Source organism: Lysinibacillus sp. NPDC098008 (assembly GCF_044760715.1).
Taxonomy (GTDB): Bacteria; Bacillota; Bacilli; order Bacillales_A; family Planococcaceae; genus Lysinibacillus.
Genome location: NZ_JBIWBA010000019.1, coordinates 1 through 20487, shown reverse-complemented (window position 1 = coordinate 20487; position 20487 = coordinate 1). Strand labels below are relative to the sequence as shown.

Here is a 20487-nt window from a genome sequence, read left to right as displayed (position 1 = left end):
AATGAAGAACAAGAAGTTTTTAACTTTAGGCGTTATGCTGCTCCTTATTCTTTCCACAGTCTTAGCTGCATGCGGTGGCTCAGAGAGTGGAGATTCAGGCAGCAAGGATAGCTCGTCTGGTGGCGATTCAGCTAGCAGCGGTGGAGAAAAGACATTAGTATATGGTCGCGGAGGTGACTCTGTAGCACTAGATCCTGCCGTTGTAACAGATGGTGAATCGTTCTCGATTACAGGCAATATCTATGAAACATTAGTAAGCTTTGGTAAAGAGGATATGACAATCAACCCTGGTTTAGCAGAATCATGGGAGCCATCAGAGGATGGGCTAACTTATACATTTAAGCTAAAAGAAGGCGTGAAGTTCCATGATGGCACAGATTTCAATGCTGAAGCTGTTGTAAAGAACGTTGAACGCTGGAAATCAAGCACTGATAAATTCCCATACTTTAGCTCTCAATTTACAGTTGGTGGAGAGCAAATTATTGAATCTGTAACGGCTGAAGATGATTATACAGTTGTCTTCAAGCTAAGCCAGCCGCAAGCACCTTTCTTAAAAAATATTGCAATGTCTCCATTTGCGATTGCTTCTCCAAAAGCATTTGAAGCAGATGACGAAGGTTTATCAACAAATCCTGTAGGAACAGGTCCATTTAAGTTTGTAAGCTGGGTGCGTAATGATGCGATCACAATTGAGAAAAACCCAGATTACCATATTGAGGGCTTACCAAAATTAGATAAAGTTATTTATCGTTCAATTCCAGAAAACTCAGCACGCTTAAATGAATTAGTAGCAGGTAATATTGATGTTGCTGATGGTATTAATCCGTCTGATAGAGCAACAATTGAAGGCGATGCAAATTTACAATTAATCGAACGTCCTTCTATGAATATTGGTTATCTTGGTTTAACAGTGACACGCCCTCCATTTGATAATGTTAAGGTTCGTCAAGCAGTAAACTATGCAATTGATAAACAAGCAATTGTTGATGCATTTTATGAAGGGCTAGCAGAGCCTGCGAAAAACCCAATGCCACCAGTAATTGCTGGCTATAACGATGAAGTTACAGGCTATGAGTATGATCCAGAAAAGGCGAAAGCATTACTTGCTGAAGCGGGCTATGATGGTAAGGAAATTGAGCTATGGGCAATGCCTGTGCCACGTCCATATATGCCAGATGGTCGTAAAATTGCAGAAGCCATTCAAAAGAACTTAGAAGATGTTGGTATCAAGTCTGAGATTGTATCATTTGAATGGGCTACTTATTTAGAAAAAGCACAGAATGGTGAAGCTGATGCATTCTTACTTGGCTGGACAGGCGATAACGGAGATGCAGATAACTTCCTATACACATTATTAGATGCAGATAATATTGGTTCAAACAACTATACATTCTATGATAATCCAGAGCTACACAAAATTTTAGTAGCTGCTCAAACAGAAATTGATGAGGACAAGCGTAATGAGCTTTATAAGCAAGCTCAAGTTATCATCTCTGAAGACGCACCATGGGTTCCACTTGCTCACTCAACACCAATCTTAGGTGCTAGTGCGAAGGTTATTAACTATAGTGCACACCCTAAAGGCTCAGATCGTTTAGTAGAGGTAGATATACAATAGTTTTACATTAATTTATGAGTGAAAATTGAAAGAATCTGCTTGCTTTTCTGCGGGTAAGCCGTAGAAATCTTGCAGATTCTTTTCAAGTATCCGTATTTTTCAAAGAATTTCTGTATGAAAGAACGATCATTTAACCATGAAAACCGTTTGGTGAAGGCTCAACCTTTCAACAGTAGATGAAAGACTTCAAAGTATATTATGAAAATAATAGAGAGGTGACAACAATGCTTCACTATATGGGAAGACGTTTACTACAATTAATCCCAGTTTTGCTTGGAATGACTTTTATCGTCTTTATGTTGATCCGTGCTATTCCTGGAAATCCAGCACAAGTAATTTTAGGACAACAGGCAACGAAAGAGGCGGTCGAGGCATTAAACGCAAGTTTAGGATTAGATAAGCCTTGGTATACACAATATTTTAGTTATTTAGCAGGTATTTTTCAGGGGGATTTAGGCGTATCTTTACGAACAAGGCTGCCTGTAGCAGAAGAAATTTTTCCTTATTTAGCTGCTACAGCAGAGCTTGCACTATTTGCTATGATTATTGCCATTATTATTGGCGTGAATGCAGGGATTATTTCTGCATGGTTCCAAAATTCTTGGTTTGATTATACAGCGATGATTATTGCTTTAATCGGTGTATCGGTGCCAGTATTTTGGCTAGGTTTAATGGAGCAGTGGGTATTTGGAAATCAGCTTGGCTGGTTCCCAACCTCTGGACGAGAGGATGTTCGAAATCCGATCAATTCGATAACCCATTTTTATTTACTGGATACCCTTATACAAGGGCGCTTTGACCAATTTTTTGAAGTATTAAAAAGGCTTATCTTGCCAGGAATGGCGCTTGCAACAATTCCAATGGCGATTATTGCGAGAATTACAAGGTCTTCAATGCTAGAAGTAATGCGCTCTGATTATGTTCGAACAGCACGCGCAAAAGGACAAAAAATGTTTATTGTTGTTTATAAACACGCACTAAAAAATGCAGTAATTCCAGTATTAACGATTATCGGTTTGCAAACGGGATTGCTGCTAGGTGGCGCTATTTTAACAGAAACTATTTTTAGTTGGCCGGGAATTGGCCGCTATATTTATGACGCGATTGGCTTCAGGGATTATCCTGTTATTCAATCAGGTATTCTTGTCGTTGCATTTATTTTCATCATGATTAACTTAATCGTGGATTTACTTTATACAGTGATTGATCCGCGCATTAAATACAAATAGAAGGGAGTTGCAATGATGACTGGAGCAATGGATGTAAAAAAGGAAACAGCGCCAAGTCGTGAGCGTGTGGCAGGCCCATGGCTAGAAGGGTGGCGTAGCTTCAAAAAAAGCAAAATCTCTCTATTAGGTGCAGGGATTGTTATATTTTTTATTTTACTTGCTATATTTGGCCCATTAATTGCACCGCAAGGTATTAATGAGCAAGATTTAACTAAACGCTTATTGGCACCATCTAAAGAGCATTGGTTTGGTACAGATGATTTTGGACGAGATATTTTCTCCAGAGTTATCCATGGTGCACGAATATCGCTATGGGTAGGATTTTTTGCAGTTATTTTATCTGTTGTTATAGGTAGCTTACTTGGAATTATCGCGGGTTATTATGGTAAGTGGGCAGATACAATTATTTCACGTATCTTTGATATTATGCTTGCCTTCCCTAGTATTTTATTAGCAATTGCAGTAGTAGCGGTGCTAGGCCCATCATTGCAAAATGCATTAATTGCAATAGCGATTATTAATATCCCAAACTTTGGGCGACTCATTCGCTCTAAAGTATTAAGTGTAAAAGAAGAAGAATATATTGTTGCAGCTAAAGCAATCGGTATGCGCGATTCAAGGATTTTATTTTCACATATTTTGCCGAATTCCATCACACCGATTATTGTACAGGGCACACTTGCTATTGCAACAGCGATTATTGAAGCAGCGGCACTTGGCTTCCTTGGGCTAGGCGCTCAGGCACCAGCACCAGAGTGGGGGAAAATGCTAGCAGATGCTCGCCAGTTTTTATTAAATGCTCCGTGGACAATGATTTTCCCAGGCTTGGCAATTATGCTGACAGTTCTAGGCTTTAACCTAATGGGTGATGGACTACGTGATGCGCTTGATCCAAAGATGAAAAGCTAGTATACAACCAATAGCCTTCTACAAGTTAGAAGGTTTTTTTACGATAAAGATAAAGGAACACTTTTCAAGAGAAAACGTCTTATAAAAATAGTGAAAACCTTTTCGGAGCCATTTATTGAATTTTATGTAACATTATTTTAGACTTAATATAATGTTGATAAAACCATTATCTTTTTATAGTTCGAAAATTAAAAAAGGTTCGACATTACTAGTAGATTATTTCTGTACATATAATCTTTCAGTTGATAACACATAATTTAGGAGGGATTTAATTGGGGATTAATTTACAAAAAGGACAGCGTGTCGATTTAACAAAAGGAAATGCAGGGTTAAATAAAATCAAGGTAGGCTTAGGCTGGGACCCTGTTAGCCAAGAAAAAAGCGGTGGCTTCTTAGGCGGTTTATTTTCTAATAGAAATAGTGGCAGCAGTAGAAACATTGACTGTGATGCCTCTGTATTAATGCTACAAAATGATAAGATTTTAGCTGGTGATGATGTTATCTATTTTGGTAAGCTAAAAAGTAATTGTGGCTCTGTTCAGCATTCAGGCGATAATTTGACAGGGGATGGCGATGGTGATGATGAAGTAATTACAATTGAGCTATCGTCTGTGCCAGCACAATATAATAAGCTTGCGTTTGTTGTAAATATATATGACGCAGCAGGACGCAATCAACATTTTGGCATGATTCAAAATGCATATATTCGCGTATATGATGACAGAACTGGCAATGAATTAATTCGCTATAATTTAACAGATAACTATTCGAACTTAACGACGTTAATCTGTGGTGAAATTTACCGTCATAATAATGATTGGAAATTTGCAGCAGTTGGTACAGGCACAAATGATATGAAGCTTGGCGACGTTGTTCGAAGATATCAATAAATAAAATTACTAGGAGGAATAAAGATAATGGCTATTTCATTACAAAAAGGGCAAAAGGTAGATTTAACAAAAACAAATCCAGGGTTAACAAATGTAATTGTAGGTTTAGGTTGGGATACAAATAAATATGATGGCGGAAATGATTTTGATTTAGACTCATCTGTATTTTTACTTGCAGATACAGGTAAAGTAGCAGATCAAAATGACTTTATTTTCTACAATAATACAGTAGGCGGCAACGGTTCAGTAGAACACTCAGGTGACAATTTAACAGGTGTAGGAGAAGGCGATGATGAAGTTGTAAAGGTTGCATTATCACAAGTACCTGCGCATGTTCAACGATTAGCATTTACGGTAACAATTCATGATGCAGAAACACGCAATCAAAACTTTGGTATGGTTTCAAATGCCTACATTCGTATTGTGAATGCTTCCTCCAATGAAGAATTAATTCGCTACGACTTAGGTGAAGATTTCAGTATTGAAACAGCGATCGTTGTAGGTGAATTATACCGTCATAATGGAGAATGGAAATTTAATGCAATTGGTGCTGGCTACCAAGGTGGCTTAGCTGCTTTATGTAATGATTATGGCTTAAGTGTAAACTAAAATTTCATCTTTGACATAGAAAGGGAGATTTTGAATGGCTATACAATTAAGTAAAGGGCAACGTATTGATTTAACAAAGCAGGATCCAAGCCTCAATAGTGTTGGAATTGGCTTAGGCTGGGATGTTAAGCAATTTGATGGCGGACAAGACTTTGACCTTGATGCCTCTGTGTTTTTACTAGATGCATCAGGCAAATGTCGTAATGAGCAAGATTTTATCTTCTATAATAATTTATCAAGCGCTGACCAATCTGTTGTACATACGGGTGATAACCGTACAGGAGAAGGCGATGGGGACGATGAAAAAATTCTTGTCAACTTAAAGCAAGTATCTCCTCAAATTGAAAAAATTGTTGTAACAGTTACAATCTATGATGCAGAGGGTCGTCATCAAAACTTTGGACAAGTGCTAAATGCTTATGTTCGTCTGACAAATGAGGAGTCAGGAGCAGAGGTATTACGCTATGATTTAGGTGAAGATTTTAGCATTGAAACAGCCGTTGTATTTTGTGAGCTGTACCGTCATAATGGCGAATGGAAATTTGCAGCAGTAGGCTCAGGCTATCAAGGTGGGCTAGGGGCATTGGTTAATGCATACGGTCTGCAATAACTATTACATGACATAGTTTTTAGGATTTTAATTGCTGCATTCTTATTGATATTTGTTGTATACAAAATAAATAAGAAAACAGCAGTGTAAACAAGGCACTGTATTGGTCTGTGGAAAAACAGACTGATACAGTGCTTTTTTCAAAGAAGGCATACTACCACTGAGGAGAGGGTTTAATGCAACATTTTGCAACAGACACCAAGGCAATTTTTTATAAGAAACCGCAGCCATTTACGAAATGGGAAACATCTGATATTTTGGCGTATGCCTTAGGGGCAACATTGTATATGCCTGCTTCCAAGCCAAATATTGTGAGCTTAATCCAATCTCAAAAATATAAAGAGCTAACTTCGCTTGTCATTGATTTAGAGGATGCTGTAGGAGATGCAGAATTGCAAGCTTGTGAAGCAAAGCTAATTGATGATATTAGTGAATTATATACACTCTATAGCGATCAACAGCTATTGCCACAAAACTTACCATTAATTTTTATACGGGTGCGTCATCCAGAGCAATTAAGGCATTTAACAACGACATTAGGTAAAAAGCAAGAAATACTAACAGGCTATGTGTTTCCAAAATTTACAGCCACGGAGGGAGCACGTTATTTTGAGCTGCTAGAACAAACAATTTTAGAACATAATGTAACTTTATACGGTATGCCCATTTTAGAAAGCCGTGAAATATTATATAAAGAATCTCGCCTGGCTGCATTATTAGCGATTAAAGCTATTTTGCAGCAATACCAGACGCGTGTCTTAAATGTGCGTATAGGTGCAACGGATTTCTGCGGGATATATGGGATTCGTCGAAGAATAGATTCGACCATTTATGATATTAGTGTTATTCGAGATTGTATTGCCGATATTGTTAATATTTTAGGACGTGAGGAGGACGGATTTATTATATCTGGACCTGTGTGGGAATATTTTAGTCATCCACGCGTTTTAAAGCCTGCGTTAAGAGTGACACCGTTTAGTGAGAAGGGAGCGCTCAATACTCGAAAAGCATTGCTCGATGAATGCTTAGATGGCTTAATAAAGGAAGTGTTAATGGATAAACAAAATGGCATTATGGGGAAAACGATTATTCATCCTAGTCATATTCGAGTTGTCCATGCACTTTATGCCATTTCATATGAGGAGTATTTAGATGCACTAAGTATTGTTGAAAATAATGATGGTCATAAAGGTGTGATGAAAAGTCATTATGCCAATAAAATGAATGAATTTAAACCACATATGAGATGGGCAAAGCGAATTTTACAACAGGCACATGTCTATGGTGTTTATCATGAAACTGTTGATTTTGCCTCATTATTATTAAATTCTGAAATAGGTGGTAGTATGTATGCAACAACCAATGAGTAGGCTTAATATTTTACCAAATTATACAATCGATATTGCAATCAGCCATAATCCTTATAATTTTGCTCTTACAGATTTATTTAAAATGGCAGCTCGTATCAATAAAAAAAGACAATTTTTATTTGTTAGTACCGTTCTTGGTAAGCATCTAGCTGTCCGTCCACAGGTGCCGTTATTAACAGGTAGTCTGTTAGCTCTTATGTATCATCAGCATCTTACAGGTCAACAAGCAGATGCTACACCAAACGTTGTGGCAGCTTTAAAAGAAGGCACGAGGCTGGAAAATAGAATGGATGGTTATGTAAAGCTAGATGAAACAACATTATTTATTGGCTTTGCTGAAACAGCGACTGCGCTAGGGCATGCCGTATTTAATACATTCCAATCAAATGCTATATATATTCATACAACACGTGAGGTGCTGCCTGATTTGGAGCCATTTGTAACATTTGAGGAAGAGCATTCACATGCGACAAGCCACCGAATCTATACAGAGCAGCCTGAAGCTTTTATGCAGGCACAGCGTATTGTGCTCATTGATGATGAGCTTACGACTGGCAACACGGTCATTAATATTATTGATACGTTACGCAAGAAATTCCCTTCCGTCAAGCACTATGCCGTGCTAGCTATTTTAGATTGGCGGTCTGAGCAGCAGCAAATGGTCTTTCAGCAATTAGAGCAGCAATGGGGCATTACGATTGATTTTCTAGCAATTATGTGTGGGCATTTTAGCTGCAATGGCACACCAGCTTTAACAAAAAGGCAGCCTGAAATAGCAACAGATATGGCGCAAGAGATAACATTGTTACCTATTCAGCAAACTATGGAGCAGAAGCTTTATCGTTCGATTGCTGAAAATGGTCTTGTGAATCAGCAACCTTATCTAGCAGCTACAGGAAGGTTTATGCTAACATCAGAGCAGCATTTTCAACAAAAGGAAGCTTTGCAGGCAATTGGTCAGCAATTAACAAGCTTGCGAACAGGTGGCCCAGCACTTGTTATTGGAACAGGTGAGTTTATGTATATTCCTATGCAAATAGCCACCTACTTAGGTGAGGATGTTTATGTTCAATCAACAACACGTAGTCCAATTTATTGTACAGGTGAAGATAGCTATACAATTACAGAAAAACTAGCCTTTGATAGTCTGGAAAATAACGGTGTAACGAATTATTTATACAATGTGCAAAGTCAGCCATATTCGGAACTTTTCGTGATGGTGGAACGTATAGCAAAGAAAGAGGTTGTGGCGCAAGCAGTAGCAGCATTGCAAGCAGTCAGCACTGCAAAGATTTATGTAATTTGTATGCATGAGTGGGAGGTAGTAGCACAATGATATCAACTTTACAGCCAGATCAAATGGGCAGCTATGCACAAGAGGATGTTGTTTTTTTATTGCGTGATATTGGTCATCGACTACTTGAGCTAGAGAATGATCGACGAGAGCAACTTATTCAATCAGGCACACATTATTCTGAAATGCTACCAGTGGAAGTGCAGCCATCAGCCACATATATGAATCTTTTTTACAAAGCGCTAGATGCTTATGCAGCAAGAATAGCGCTAGCTGTTGGTGTAGTGGCAGAGCAAATTGTGCAAAGCAGAGGATTAGAAAATTTAGTGCTTGTAAGCTTAGCAAGAGCAGGTACACCGATTGGAATTTTAATAAAACGCTATATTGAAAAGCGCTATCAGGTGCAGATACCTCATTATTCTATTTCGATTTTGCGTGGTCGTGGTTTTGATACAGTAGCGATTCGTTATATATTAGCAAAGCATCCTTTAGGCTATCTTCAATTTATTGATGGCTGGACAGGTAAAGGTGCTATTACCAATGAATTACAACAATCTTGCAAAAAATTTAATGCCCTATATAACACACAGCTAAATGCTGATTTAGCTGTCTTAGCTGACCCTGGACATTGTGCGTCCATCTATGGTACGCGTGAGGATTTTCTCATTCCATCGGCATGTTTAAATTCAACGGTATCTGGATTAGTGAGCAGAACAGTATTAAATTTGCAGTTTATGGATAAGGATGATTTTCATGGTGCAAAATACTATAAGGAATTAGAGGCTGTAGATGTTTCAAATTTATATATAGAGCGTATTGTAGCCTGCTTTGAGGCAGTACAGGAAAACATTACATTACCACCACCCTTACCAATTACATGGGAGGGCATGCAATCGGTTGAAAGAATTCAACAAGATTTCGATATTGAAAATATTCATTTTATTAAGCCTGGTGTTGGAGAAACGACAAGAGTTTTACTGCGACGCATACCTTGGAAAATTTTAATTAATCCGCAGCATACGGTTGAACTGGAACATATTTTATTATTAGCACAGGAAAAAAATGTAGCCATTGAAGAATATACAAATATGTCTTATGCATGCTGTGGCTTAATCAAAGAATTATAGAGGAGTCCAATTATGATACTATTTACATCAGATTTAGATCGAACATTGATTTATTCTCAACGCATGCTGGAAATGTTTCCACCAGCAACAGCACCTGTTATTGTTGAACATAAGGGGAATGAAGCGAAGAGTAGGATGACCGATGCCACGGTCCCCCTATTACAGCAAGTACATCAGCAAACATTATTTGTACCAGTGACAACAAGAGCATTGCATCAATATAAGAGAATTCATTTTATTGCCGAGCTATGTCCTGCCTTTGCTATTACAAGTAATGGGGGTACAATATTAGAAAAGGGTCAGCCGAGTGAAAAATGGGCTGCATTGTTAGCACAGCGTATTGAGGATTCTTCCATACCGCGTGAGGATATGTTAAAGCATTTCGATGCGGTAAAATCCGATATTTGGCTGCAGCGTTCATTGTATATTGATAATCTTTTCTATGTACATCATGTAGATATTGATGTTTTTCAGCAGGATGAACTACAAGCAATGATTCAAGAGTTTGATGCATATGGTTGGTCTGTGCTACTGCAAGGGACAAAATTATATATAATGCCAAAGGTGCTGACAAAGGAAGCGGCAATAGAATATATCAAACAATTTTGTACATATGATATGCATATAGCAGCGGGCGATTCAATGATGGATTATGGAATGCTAGCAATGGCTGATGTAGCATTTACGCCATATCATGGTGATTTAAAGGATAAGCAGCCAGCTGTACTAGCAAATACAACGTATTCCACATATACTGGTGAAGCATTTACAAAGAATTTACTAGAAACCGTGTTACAACTAGCAGTAAAACAAACGATTGTATAGATCATTAAAAAACAGCTGCTTAATAGCACAAGAACGATGTGAAGGATGATTTTTGAGGAGGTGGCGTTTGTATGCAAGCAATCACAATTAAACCAGTGTTGGAGCGTCATCCTGATGATTGGCTGCAGGCATTTCAAGATTCACCAAAGAATCGTGCATTTTATGAGGAAACAGCTCAGCAAATAAGCTTTAGCCGAATTGCTGTGCGCGTTTTAGGTGTACCTATCGAAGAAGATGACTATTTTAATTCATTATTTAATTTATCACAAAACGAGCATATCCATATTTTAAGTGAAGAATTAAATAAATATATTGAGCAAAAAGACTTTCAGGCTATCCAAGCGATTTTAGCGCAACATCAGCAAGCACCTAAAGGGCTGTCAATTAATCGTTTAGTTGCGATGATGTATGGCTATCAGTTAATTCCTAAGCATGATGATAGTACCATGAATCGACATTTACAGCTAGCAACCATTAAAGTTGTGGAGCTTTTTCAACAGCAGCAGGCATTGGGGCTACTTGCCAATGAATTTCGCCGCTTTTTAATTGATATGGTGAAATGGCTGAAAAACCATTGGATTCAATGGACAAAATCAATGAAGCCAACAGATGACTTTCCTAAAGTGGTTTGGTATGGTGAAACGACCATTAGTCAACGTTATTTTTTATTATTATTAATGGAGCTTGGATGTGATGTGTTAATTTTCCATCCAGCGAAAATAGATGAATTTGCAGAAATTGATGCAACAGATACATTTTCGATTACATACTCATATGCAAATCACACAACGTTACAGCCATTCCCTGATAAGCTGCGTGATCGGCAAGCAACTGTTGGCTATCGTTCTAGTCAGCATTTTGAACAATTGATGCACGATCAGCAATCAGGTGTTTATAAGCCTTGGCAATTTAAAGATTTTATGCCACGTTCATTGACATTAAGAATGACCTATGATGATATTTTTATCTATGCAAAGGAAAAGGCACTTGTTCGTCCACAATTTGAAGTGATAGGGAATGAAGTTGTGATTCCTGTTATCTTTGCAAAGGTTAGTGGCGTTTCAAGTCAACGTGAAGAATACTGGTATTATATGCATCAGCTACTAGCGAATCCACAAACTGTTTTTATCAAGGAATTTCCATATACAAAAACAAGCAAAGCCAATTACCATTTTCATTATCAACACTGCTTAGTAAATGGTGAGCTATCGATAGAGCGTATTATGCAAAGTGATTGGTGGCAGTATGATGAGTTAACATTGGAGTTACAGCGTGCCATTGCCCATACAATCAAAACTTCGTGTGAACAGCCGATGCTCAAGCAAGAGCCAAATGAAACATTGTATCATTTACAGCTATTTATCTTTAAACAATTAACGATGATTCCACAGGAGATCTTGCGCCTACTGCAAGGCTTTGACTACGCACAGGAAGTACCTAAACTTGTCTTATACCAAGCACCGCAACAGCCAGCCTTGTCACGTGAGGATATTGTATTACTAGCATTTTTAAATCGTTTCGGTGTGGATATTATTTTTTATAATCCAACAGGCAAGCTTGATTTAGAAAAGCATTTACAGGAGGATTGCTACGATATACATCGACTAGAGCATATGCTATTTGATCTGCAATATGAAGAGCCAAAGCAAGATAAAAATGCACCTGATACTATTATTAAAAAGCTCTTTAATCGATTTTTTTAATAGATAGAAAGGAGGCTTACAAAATAATGATGTTGGAGCAGCTAACAGCAGAAACTGCAGCAACCGTGAAGCAGCAATTAAAAGAGAGTGCTGAAGTACAGCAAATTGCTAATGGCATTAATATAAAAAACCAGCTAGAGCTAATGGAACTAGGAAAAGCGCCTGCAACGAAGCTATCCCATTTCTCAGATCAAATTTTAAAGATGATAGGAAATTCGAAAGTGAATGAGTCAGGTGAATTATTAAAGCAGCTTGAAGCCTTAATGGCAAAATTCGATAAAAAAGAAGTGATTGAGCAGAGAGGCTTTTTTAGAAAGCTATTTAAACAGAAACCTAAAAACGACGAAGATTTGTTTGCAAAATATAATACACTTGGTAGAGATATTGAAAAGATTCATTATCAATTTGTGCTGATGGAAGAGGAATTGGCGAAGGATAATCGGATGCTTGCTCGCTTATATAATGAGGATTTAACGTTTTATCTGGAGCTTGAGAAATATATTGTAGCAGCAGAGCTAAAGTTACAGGAAGTAACAACTACGCTTATACCAATGTATGAAAAGCAGAGCACAGCAGGCAACCAGATGGCTAAGATGGAGTTAAATAATCTACAAGCCATTGCTGAAATGCTGGCACAGAAGATAGATGAGCTGGAGAAGTCACGTATGGTTGCAATTTTAGCGGCTCCACAAATTGAGATGCTGCGTAATGGGAATAGTGAGCTGATTGAGCAAATTAATGGAGCCTTTGTAAAGACTATCCCTGTTTTTAAAATGAGTATTATCAATGCTATGAATGAAAAACGTCAGCAATTACAAAATCAATCAGCAGCGGCCTTTGAAAATCGGATGAAGCAATATGGAGGCGCAAATAATGATGCAGTTCAATTAAGCACTTCTTTGGCACAGCAGCCAGCTACAACACAAACACTTGAAGAAGTATGGGATACAATTATTTCAGGTATTACTAACTATCGTAAATTGCGCGATAAGCAGGTAGCCCAGCGTCAGCAGGCAGAACAGCAGCTAATAGCATTACGTCATTAACCACTATCCACCAAGCCAGCATCGGCTTTTCCTAAATGATGCTGGCTTTTATATATAAATCACTTATTATTTTCTACCAGCCTGCCAAGAAAGCCCCCAATTATAGGCTTTGTCCATATCCTGATGTCCACTAAAATAATCAACAAGACGTTCCACTTTAAAGGTTTCATTATTGACATTTTCAATCATAGCAATCGCACACATATTTTTGCCATTCCGATGTTCATTTAAACGCACTTCAATATTAGGGCCTGCTCCGTAATTGACGGTTACAACGCCATCTGCTTCAGACCAATTTGCTACCCCTTCATAAATAAAGGCATAGACTAGCACACGCTTAATATCGCTTACCTTATTTCCATTAATGCGTAAATTTTCTCCACCACTTACCATACCCGTACGATCATCACCGTCTAATTCAATAAAAGGCGGGGTATGCAAGCTACCAAATAAATTACCAAGAGCTTGTACACAGCTTTTGCTACCATCCGTTAATTCATATAAACAGCCTAAATCTAAATCAATCTGACCATTTGATTTTGCGCCAAATAAAGAAGATAAAAACCCGCCAGAGGGTTTTGCTGCTTGCTGATTCCAATTTAAGTTAATTAGAATTTCCCCAATTTCCTGCTGTTGTGATTTTGTTAAGTTTACTGATTGCCCTTTTTTCGTTAACTCTATTTTCCCTAAATTCACCATATTCTATATCGCCTCCTATTGTTATATACATTATACTTAATTGATGAAATATTCACAATTTTATAGATAAAATATAAAAAAACGACAAATTGGATTTTCCCAATCTGTCGTTTTCTATAATTAGATAAATTCTTCCTCAAACTCCACATTAATTTCATGTCCGTGATGATTTTGATAAGATACAATGAGCGTATCAAGATGCTCTAAGTTTTCCTCGTAATCTAAAATTCGCGATAAAATATAGAGCAAGTGGTAGCTTGAAAACTCTGTATCGCCTTCCTCGCGCGCAAAGTTAATTTGCTTAATAAAAATCTCCATCAGTTCATTTCTTTGGACATAGTCAATGCTTTTACTCCACTCCGAATGCTCAGGCTTTAATTTTCCTGTATATTTTAACAGCAGTTGCTCATGGTATGTGAGCAAGGAATCAAGCCGCTCCTGAATCATTAAATGAAATTGCGTTGGTAGTTGAGCTAATTCATTTTCATGTTTATGCAAGCGTTGTAGCAGCTCTAAGCTTCGTTTAGAGGTTAAAATCATTTGGCGATAAACAACTAGCTTGCGTGCTTTTACATATTTTTTATTTTTAAAGTAGTTTCGCTCTTCTTTATATAATTCATAAAGTGCATCCACTCGCAGCATACGACTTTTAAATTTACTTAATGCTCCCTTTGTGGATGTATGCTCAGAAGCTTGGCGTACAGCAAGTCGTGTCCAGCGAATAATATCATCCTGTAAAATATAAATTTTACGGAATAGCTTTACCTCATATTTTGGTGGTAAAAACACAAGATTGACAACAAATGCTGCCAATACTCCAATTAATATTGTGCAAAAGCGTATCAATCCAAAGGTTAGAAAGTCATCCCTTTGAAACTCCATAATAGCAACAACAGATACGAGTGCCAGTGACAACGATTTTTCAAGTTTAAACTTTAACATGACACCAATTGTTATAATAACAGCTATACCAATAGCAACAACGTGATGACCAAAAAGTAGACCAAATACAACAGCAATAGCAGCGCCTATAATATTTGCTTGTACTTGTTCTACAATGGTTTGATAAGAGCGATAAATAGAAGGCTGAATCGCAAAAATTGCTGCAATCCCAGCAAAAACAGGTGAAGGTAGATTTAACAATTCTGCAATAAACAGTGCTAATACAATAGCTACACCAGTTTTAAATACGCGGGCACCTAATTTCATAGAAAATGGATGTCCTTTCTGTCTAAAATTTTTAAGCTTCTTTACATTATAGAAGGAAGTGCTTATAAAATACATAGATTTGCATGCGGGAATGAAAAAAGGCGACTTCCGTTAGCAAGCCGCCTTTAAACTGTCACCTAATTACAATTGGGAAAAAGCGTGATCTACAGCCTTAATCGTTTCAAGAATATCTGCCTCTGTATGTTCAGTTGTTAAGAACCATGCCTCATATTTGGAAGGTGCTAAATTAATACCCTGTTCAAGCATTAATTTAAAGAAGCGGCCAAATACTTCACCATCCGTATTTTCTGCCTGCTCATAGTTTTCTACCTGCACATCGGTAAAGTAAACAGTCAATGCTCCTTTCAGACGATTAACCGTTATTGTGATATTATGCTTTTTTGCCGCAGCTAAAATGCCTTGCTCCAAAATACCGCCAAGGCGATCCATTTCATCATAAATACCCGGTGTTTGTAGCACTTCAAGGCAGGCGATACCAGCTTGCATAGATGCAGGGTTTCCAGCCATTGTCCCGGCTTGGTATGCTGGACCGAGTGGAGCAACTGTTTCCATAATATCTTTACGACCGCCATATGCACCGATTGGCAACCCGCCACCAATAACTTTTCCAAGTGCTGTCAGGTCAGGTGTTAGGCCAAGTAAATTTTGAGCACCGCCATAATGGAAGCGGAATGCTGTAATCACCTCATCGTAAATTGTTAAAGCACCTTTTTCCTTTGCAGTCGCATGAACAAGCTCTAGGAAGCCTAGCTTTGGCTCAACAATACCAAAGTTCCCTACAATTGGCTCTATTAGGATCGCCGCAATTTGCTCTCCCCATGTATCCATTGCCTCTATAAAGGCTTCAGGATTATTGAAAGGCACAGTAATTACTTCTTCCGCAGTAGAAGTTGTAACACCTGCTGAATCTGGTGTTCCTAATGTAGCAGGTCCAGAGCCCGCAGCTACTAATACTAAATCAAAGTGCCCATGGTAGCAGCCCGCAAATTTCATAATTTTCGTACGTCCTGTATAGGCACGCGCAACACGAATAGTTGTCATAACAGCCTCTGTACCTGAGTTGTTAAAGCGCACTTTATCCATTGAGGGAATTGCCTCTTTCAGCATTTTAGCAAATGTCACTTCATATTCAGTTGGTGTTCCAAACAATGTACCATTTTCGGCTGCATGTGCAATTGCTTTGGCGATATGTGGATGACCATGTCCAGTTACAAGAGGTCCATATGCTGCAAGATAGTCAATATAACGATTGCCATCTACATCCCAAAAATAAGCGCCTTTCCCGCGAGCCATTGCCACAGGAGAACCGCCACCTACTGCCTTATATGAACGTGAGGGGCTGTTTACCCCACCAACGATATGTTGTAGTGCCTCTGCATGTAGTGCTTCGGATTTTGCATGATTCATAAGTATTGCCTCCTAAAATTTTATCTGCTATCTATTGTAGACCTATCAGTGTAAGAAATCCAAAAAAAATGAAGAGATATGACTTGATTTATGACTTAGAGTAAAATAGAACCTACAAAGGAGGAGATGAACATGACTGTAATAGAAGGACAAAAAGCACCAGACTTTTCTTTAATAAATGAAAAAGGGGAGTTAGTGCATTTAGCAGATTTCATAGGACAATATGTGATTTTATATTTTTATCCAAAGGATATGACACCAGGCTGTACAACAGAGGCATGTGATTTTCGTGATAAATTTGAGGATTTCAGCCAGTTGAATGCTGTTATTCTCGGCGTAAGTCCAGATGATGCTAACAAACATACAAAGTTTATTGATAAGCATAAGCTACCATTTTCATTGTTGGTAGATGAGGATCATAAGGTGGCTGAAGCTTATGGTGTCTGGGTGCTCAAGAAAATGTATGGACGTGAATTTATGGGGGTTGAGCGCTCAACATTTTTGATTGATCCGGAAGGAAAGCTAGAGAAAGCTTGGCGCAAAGTACGCGTGAAAAATCATATTGAAGAAGTGTATGCTTATTTAGCAGAGCAGGAGGCGACAACATGAGAATTTATTTTACGTTTGAACCAAGACCTGATTTACGTGAGCCATTGCTAGCACAATTTCCACAGGTGGACTTTATTTTTGAAAATGGTTTATCGAATGAAGAGCTAGCTAAAGCAGATGTGTTAGTTACATATGGTGAAGATTTAACAGAAAATAATATCCAATATGCAACTAACTTAAAGTGGATTTTTGTAGCATCCGCAGGCATTGAAAAAATGCCTGCGCAAGCCATTATGGAGCGAGGAATTTTAGTATCGAATGTTCGTGGTATTCATAAAACACCAATGGCAGAATCGATGCTAGCACATATTTTAGCTATTAAGCGTGCATTGCCTTGGATATATGAGCAACAAAAAATGAGTGAATGGTCAAAAAAAGCAAAACAAACAGAATTACGTGATAGCACAGCGCTTATTTTAGGACCAGGTGCGATTGGTTCAGAGGTTGGTCGCTTATTGCAAGCCTTTGGTGTAGCAACAGTGGGCTGTAATCGTTCCGGTAAAGAAGCACCTTATATGGATAAAATGGTTAGCTTTGTACAATTAATCGAAGCATTGCCAAGTGCGGATATTGTTATTTCGGTACTACCGAAAACAGAGGAAACGACACATTTATTAAAAGAAGAGCATTTTGTAGCTATGAAAAACAATGCTATTTTTATGAATTTTGGCCGAGGTAACTTAGTTGATGAAAAGGTATTGATTCAAGCTATTCAGGCGGAAGAATTTGGCTATGCTGTGTTAGATGTTTTTGAGGAAGAACCCTTGCCAGCGGATCATCCATTATGGACATTCCCAAATGTTGTTGTATCCCCACATATATCAAGCCATTCATCTCGTTATGTGGAGCGCAGTTTAGAGATTTTTAAACCAAGCTTAGCTAAATGGTTAAAGGGAGAAACCGATTTAGAAAATGTCATGGATTTATCAAGAGGATACTAAGAAATTTTTAAGATTGAGTGGGAAGAAGAAATGTATGATTGTTGACGAAGCAGGGGGAATTCGATACACTATTTATAACAATTATAAATTAATAATACTTATGGAAGAGGTGCATGACGATGTCTGCAACGCATTTACAAGATGCACTTGACACGTTAAAAACAACTGGTGTACGTATTACCCCTCAACGTCATGCTATTTTGGAATATTTGATTCAATCAATGGCACATCCTACTGCCGATGAAATTTATAAAGCACTTGAAGGAAAGTTTCCTAATATGAGTGTAGCAACTGTTTATAACAACCTACGTGTATTTCGTGAGGTAGGTCTTGTAAAAGAGCTTACTTATGGAGATGCCTCAAGCCGCTTTGATTTTGTAACAAATGATCATTACCATATGATCTGTGAATGTTGCGGTAAGATTGTTGATTTCCATTATCCTGGACTCGACGAAATTGAGCAATTTGCATCACAGGTTACAGGCTTTGATGTGCATTCGCATCGTTTAGAGATATACGGCACTTGTCCATCATGTAAAGGTGCTATTGCTAAGGTACAATAAAAAATCCTAGCTCCTAAAAAAGGGCTAGGATTTTTTTGTTTTATTATTATAGGATTGGTCAAACTCTTTACCTTCAAGAGTAGGATCAAGCGTTAACGGTTCATTGCAGTACATGCACATATCTACGCGACCTAAAACTTTTGTATGTTTATGACAATTAGGGCACTCAACTTGCACAGCTCTTGTTGATAGCAAGCCAATCCAAGCGTAAACAACTGTACTACCAATAATGCATAGTACCCCTAATGTCATGAAAATTAGCACGAGTATCGGGCTATTTTTAAAGAAAATGCCCCCATACATCACAACAAAGCCGATGAAGATTAACGCTAATGCGAATGAACGAATTTTATTAATTTTACTTTTATAAGGTTTCATTTTTCATCTTGCCTCCCAATCTAAAATCTACTATAACATATAAGGACAAAGTATTTTAGCTTTGAGATGGATGAAAGCAGGAATACTTTTAGAGTATGTCGAATTTTTAACGGAACACAGGGAGCTAAAGAAATAAAGGAGGGCTGAGCGTGGAACAAGTATTGCGTCCAATCTATCAAGAGCGTGCAAGTCAGTCGAATACGTTAGGCGTTATTTTAGTGGAAAAGCGTGAAGAGCAAAGTAATGTTACAGATACATTCGATACAGTTTTGCTGATTATTGTAAAAGAAGCAGAGCAGCCAGTTTTTTCGAAACATTACTTATATGAAGGAAATAAAGTCGCTCTACATACTGTTACGGAGAAATTGATAAGAAAATGGTTACTCATTGGTTCTAATAAGAAGGTAGTCGATTGGATATTCTTTGGCAGAGTATTATTTGATCGCAATGAATTTTTGCATAAGTTAAAAATAGAGTTACAGGAATTCCCTTTCAATGGTCGTAAAATAAAAACAGGTATTCAATTCTCAAAGCTTATTCGACGTTATTTAGAGGGGAAAGAATACTTTGATAAAGGAAGCTACTTAGATGCTTATAATCATGTAGTTGATTCCTTACATCATTTAGGGCGTTTATCAATCATTGATAGTGGACTTTATCCAGAAGTAACTGTTTGGGCACAGGTAAAAAAAATTGAGCCAGCGATCTATAAGCTGTACGAGGAGCTTATAACGAGTAATGAACCAATTGAAAAGCGACTAGAGCTATTATTTTTAGCAAGTGAGTTTTTAATTCACTCTCGCACAAGAGATGGTGCACAACATATACTAGAGGTTATGCAATCGAAGGAAACATGGTCAATTCAAGAGCTACATGATCATCATGAGCTTGTAAATTATTCAGTAGATTTAGAAGTGTTTGTAGAGTATTTGGTGGATAAAGGCTATATTCAAGTAGAACCAGTTGTTGCGAAAAATGATATGATTTTTCATCGTCACTACAAGGTAAATAAAGATGCTCTAGAAATAGGGCAATGATTGTAGTATGCTTGTAATCGAGGTATAAAAAAATGCCTCGATATTTTTTTAGAAAAATAGTTGACGAATACTATCTTGGTATTGTATTATATTAATTGTCGCTAAGACATAACGGAAAACTCAATAATAAAATGCAAATAACTTTTTTAAAAAAAGTGATTGACATGATTTGAGTGAAATGTTAATATGAAGAAGTCGCTGAAAAACGACTGAAGCAAAATATGAACCTTGAAAACTGAACAAGCAAAACGTAATCAATAAATTTTAGTAGCTTACTTTGGTAAGTGAACGAAATAAATTTGGACATCGAATGAAGATGAGATGCCAGCAAAACAATTTGAGCAAATCAAATTTCTTTTTATGGAGAGTTTGATCCTGGCTCAGGACGAACGC

20 protein-coding genes are annotated in these 20487 nt (G+C 37.7%); 16 read left to right on the top strand and 4 right to left on the bottom strand.

Annotation, left to right across the window (positions count from 1 at the left end):
• Position 1 precedes the first annotated feature (1 nt).
• The 12 genes from ACIQVU_RS15035 (at position 2) to ACIQVU_RS14980 (ending at position 13230) form a co-directional block, all read left to right on the top strand.
• Complete coding sequence (locus ACIQVU_RS15035) at positions 2–1618, top strand: ABC transporter substrate-binding protein (protein WP_340807507.1); 1617 nt, start codon at positions 2–4, stop codon at positions 1616–1618.
• 224 nt (positions 1619–1842) lie between these two features.
• On the top strand, positions 1843–2847 hold the full coding sequence (locus ACIQVU_RS15030; RefSeq protein WP_340808623.1) for an ABC transporter permease: 1005 nt from the start codon (positions 1843–1845) through the stop codon (positions 2845–2847).
• Positions 2848–2859: 12 nt separating this feature from the next.
• The gene (gene nikC, locus ACIQVU_RS15025) at positions 2860–3756 is read left to right on the top strand and encodes a nickel transporter permease (RefSeq protein WP_340807506.1); all 897 of its coding nucleotides are present in this window, start codon (positions 2860–2862) and stop codon (positions 3754–3756) included.
• 272 nt (positions 3757–4028) lie between these two features.
• Positions 4029–4646 (top strand): TerD family protein, encoded by a 618-nt coding sequence (locus ACIQVU_RS15020; RefSeq protein ID WP_340807505.1) that lies wholly within the window; start codon positions 4029–4031, stop codon positions 4644–4646.
• Between the two features lie 27 nt (positions 4647–4673).
• Positions 4674–5255 (top strand): TerD family protein, encoded by a 582-nt coding sequence (locus tag ACIQVU_RS15015; protein WP_340807503.1) that lies wholly within the window; start codon positions 4674–4676, stop codon positions 5253–5255.
• A gap of 34 nt (positions 5256–5289) precedes the next feature.
• Positions 5290–5865 carry a TerD family protein gene (locus ACIQVU_RS15010; RefSeq protein ID WP_340807502.1) on the top strand — a complete coding sequence of 192 codons (576 nt, stop codon included), beginning with the start codon at positions 5290–5292 and terminating at the stop codon, positions 5863–5865.
• A 176-nt stretch (positions 5866–6041) separates the two neighbouring features.
• Complete coding sequence (locus tag ACIQVU_RS15005) at positions 6042–7235, top strand: HpcH/HpaI aldolase/citrate lyase family protein (RefSeq protein ID WP_340807500.1); 1194 nt, start codon at positions 6042–6044, stop codon at positions 7233–7235.
• Entirely contained in the window at positions 7216–8571 is a 1356-nt protein-coding gene (locus ACIQVU_RS15000) for a phosphoribosyltransferase family protein (RefSeq protein ID WP_402896176.1), read from the top strand. The genes ACIQVU_RS15005 and ACIQVU_RS15000 overlap by 20 nt, the downstream gene beginning before the upstream one ends.
• Positions 8568–9656: a cysteine protease StiP family protein gene (locus ACIQVU_RS14995; RefSeq protein WP_340807496.1), complete on the top strand. Its 1089-nt coding sequence runs from the start codon at positions 8568–8570 to the stop codon at positions 9654–9656. The genes ACIQVU_RS15000 and ACIQVU_RS14995 overlap by 4 nt, the downstream gene beginning before the upstream one ends.
• A gap of 12 nt (positions 9657–9668) precedes the next feature.
• The gene (locus tag ACIQVU_RS14990) at positions 9669–10481 is read left to right on the top strand and encodes an HAD family hydrolase (protein ID WP_340807495.1); all 813 of its coding nucleotides are present in this window, start codon (positions 9669–9671) and stop codon (positions 10479–10481) included.
• A gap of 71 nt (positions 10482–10552) precedes the next feature.
• The gene (locus tag ACIQVU_RS14985; protein ID WP_340807493.1) at positions 10553–12184 is read left to right on the top strand and encodes a YceG family protein; all 1632 of its coding nucleotides are present in this window, start codon (positions 10553–10555) and stop codon (positions 12182–12184) included.
• Between the two features lie 26 nt (positions 12185–12210).
• Positions 12211–13230: a toxic anion resistance protein gene (locus tag ACIQVU_RS14980; protein WP_340807492.1), complete on the top strand. Its 1020-nt coding sequence runs from the start codon at positions 12211–12213 to the stop codon at positions 13228–13230.
• A 66-nt stretch (positions 13231–13296) separates the two neighbouring features.
• On the opposite strand, the gene ACIQVU_RS14975 is transcribed toward ACIQVU_RS14980, so the two are convergent.
• The 3 genes from ACIQVU_RS14975 to ACIQVU_RS14965 all read right to left on the bottom strand — a co-directional run bounded on the left by ACIQVU_RS14975 (position 13297) and on the right by ACIQVU_RS14965 (position 16566).
• Positions 13297–13929, bottom strand: a complete 633-nt coding sequence (locus ACIQVU_RS14975) for a TerD family protein (protein WP_340807491.1) — start codon at positions 13927–13929, stop codon at positions 13297–13299.
• A gap of 120 nt (positions 13930–14049) precedes the next feature.
• Positions 14050–15138, bottom strand: a complete 1089-nt coding sequence (locus ACIQVU_RS14970; protein WP_340807489.1) for an FUSC family protein — start codon at positions 15136–15138, stop codon at positions 14050–14052.
• A 141-nt stretch (positions 15139–15279) separates the two neighbouring features.
• The gene (locus ACIQVU_RS14965) at positions 15280–16566 is read right to left on the bottom strand and encodes a glutamate-1-semialdehyde 2,1-aminomutase (RefSeq protein WP_340807488.1); all 1287 of its coding nucleotides are present in this window, start codon (positions 16564–16566) and stop codon (positions 15280–15282) included.
• Positions 16567–16698: 132 nt separating this feature from the next.
• On the opposite strand from ACIQVU_RS14965, the gene bcp reads away from it, so the two are divergent.
• The 3 genes from bcp (at position 16699) to perR (ending at position 18679) form a co-directional block, all read left to right on the top strand.
• Complete coding sequence (gene bcp, locus ACIQVU_RS14960; protein WP_340807487.1) at positions 16699–17175, top strand: thioredoxin-dependent thiol peroxidase; 477 nt, start codon at positions 16699–16701, stop codon at positions 17173–17175.
• Positions 17172–18116, top strand: a complete 945-nt coding sequence (locus tag ACIQVU_RS14955) for a D-2-hydroxyacid dehydrogenase (protein ID WP_402896174.1) — start codon at positions 17172–17174, stop codon at positions 18114–18116. Before bcp ends, ACIQVU_RS14955 begins: the two co-directional genes overlap by 4 nt.
• A 119-nt stretch (positions 18117–18235) precedes the next feature.
• On the top strand, positions 18236–18679 hold the full coding sequence (perR, locus tag ACIQVU_RS14950; RefSeq protein ID WP_340807485.1) for a peroxide-responsive transcriptional repressor PerR: 444 nt from the start codon (positions 18236–18238) through the stop codon (positions 18677–18679).
• 24 nt (positions 18680–18703) lie between these two features.
• Here perR and ACIQVU_RS14945 read toward each other — a convergent pair whose 3' ends face one another.
• A complete protein-coding gene (locus ACIQVU_RS14945; RefSeq protein WP_340807484.1) occupies positions 18704–19057 on the bottom strand; it encodes a YgzB family protein in 354 nt (117 codons plus the stop codon).
• A gap of 149 nt (positions 19058–19206) precedes the next feature.
• On the opposite strand from ACIQVU_RS14945, the gene ACIQVU_RS14940 reads away from it, so the two are divergent.
• The gene (locus tag ACIQVU_RS14940) at positions 19207–20094 is read left to right on the top strand and encodes a nucleotidyltransferase-like protein (RefSeq protein ID WP_340807483.1); all 888 of its coding nucleotides are present in this window, start codon (positions 19207–19209) and stop codon (positions 20092–20094) included.
• The last annotated feature ends 393 nt before the right edge of the window (positions 20095–20487 follow it).

Coding starts and splice junctions, on each gene's coding strand:
- ACIQVU_RS15035 (WP_340807507.1), top strand. CDS start 2: ATGAAGAACAAGAAGTTTTTAACTTTAGGCGTTATGCTGCTCCTTATT.
- ACIQVU_RS15030 (WP_340808623.1), top strand. CDS start 1,843: ATGCTTCACTATATGGGAAGACGTTTACTACAATTAATCCCAGTTTTG.
- nikC (WP_340807506.1), top strand. CDS start 2,860: ATGATGACTGGAGCAATGGATGTAAAAAAGGAAACAGCGCCAAGTCGT.
- ACIQVU_RS15015 (WP_340807503.1), top strand. CDS start 4,674: ATGGCTATTTCATTACAAAAAGGGCAAAAGGTAGATTTAACAAAAACA.
- ACIQVU_RS15010 (WP_340807502.1), top strand. CDS start 5,290: ATGGCTATACAATTAAGTAAAGGGCAACGTATTGATTTAACAAAGCAG.
- ACIQVU_RS15005 (WP_340807500.1), top strand. CDS start 6,042: ATGCAACATTTTGCAACAGACACCAAGGCAATTTTTTATAAGAAACCG.
- ACIQVU_RS15000 (WP_402896176.1), top strand. CDS start 7,216: ATGCAACAACCAATGAGTAGGCTTAATATTTTACCAAATTATACAATC.
- ACIQVU_RS14995 (WP_340807496.1), top strand. CDS start 8,568: ATGATATCAACTTTACAGCCAGATCAAATGGGCAGCTATGCACAAGAG.
- ACIQVU_RS14990 (WP_340807495.1), top strand. CDS start 9,669: ATGATACTATTTACATCAGATTTAGATCGAACATTGATTTATTCTCAA.
- ACIQVU_RS14985 (WP_340807493.1), top strand. CDS start 10,553: ATGCAAGCAATCACAATTAAACCAGTGTTGGAGCGTCATCCTGATGAT.
- ACIQVU_RS14980 (WP_340807492.1), top strand. CDS start 12,211: ATGATGTTGGAGCAGCTAACAGCAGAAACTGCAGCAACCGTGAAGCAG.
- ACIQVU_RS14975 (WP_340807491.1), bottom strand. CDS start 13,929: ATGGTGAATTTAGGGAAAATAGAGTTAACGAAAAAAGGGCAATCAGTA.
- ACIQVU_RS14970 (WP_340807489.1), bottom strand. CDS start 15,138: ATGAAATTAGGTGCCCGCGTATTTAAAACTGGTGTAGCTATTGTATTA.
- ACIQVU_RS14965 (WP_340807488.1), bottom strand. CDS start 16,566: ATGAATCATGCAAAATCCGAAGCACTACATGCAGAGGCACTACAACAT.
- bcp (WP_340807487.1), top strand. CDS start 16,699: ATGACTGTAATAGAAGGACAAAAAGCACCAGACTTTTCTTTAATAAAT.
- ACIQVU_RS14955 (WP_402896174.1), top strand. CDS start 17,172: ATGAGAATTTATTTTACGTTTGAACCAAGACCTGATTTACGTGAGCCA.
- perR (WP_340807485.1), top strand. CDS start 18,236: ATGTCTGCAACGCATTTACAAGATGCACTTGACACGTTAAAAACAACT.
- ACIQVU_RS14945 (WP_340807484.1), bottom strand. CDS start 19,057: ATGAAACCTTATAAAAGTAAAATTAATAAAATTCGTTCATTCGCATTA.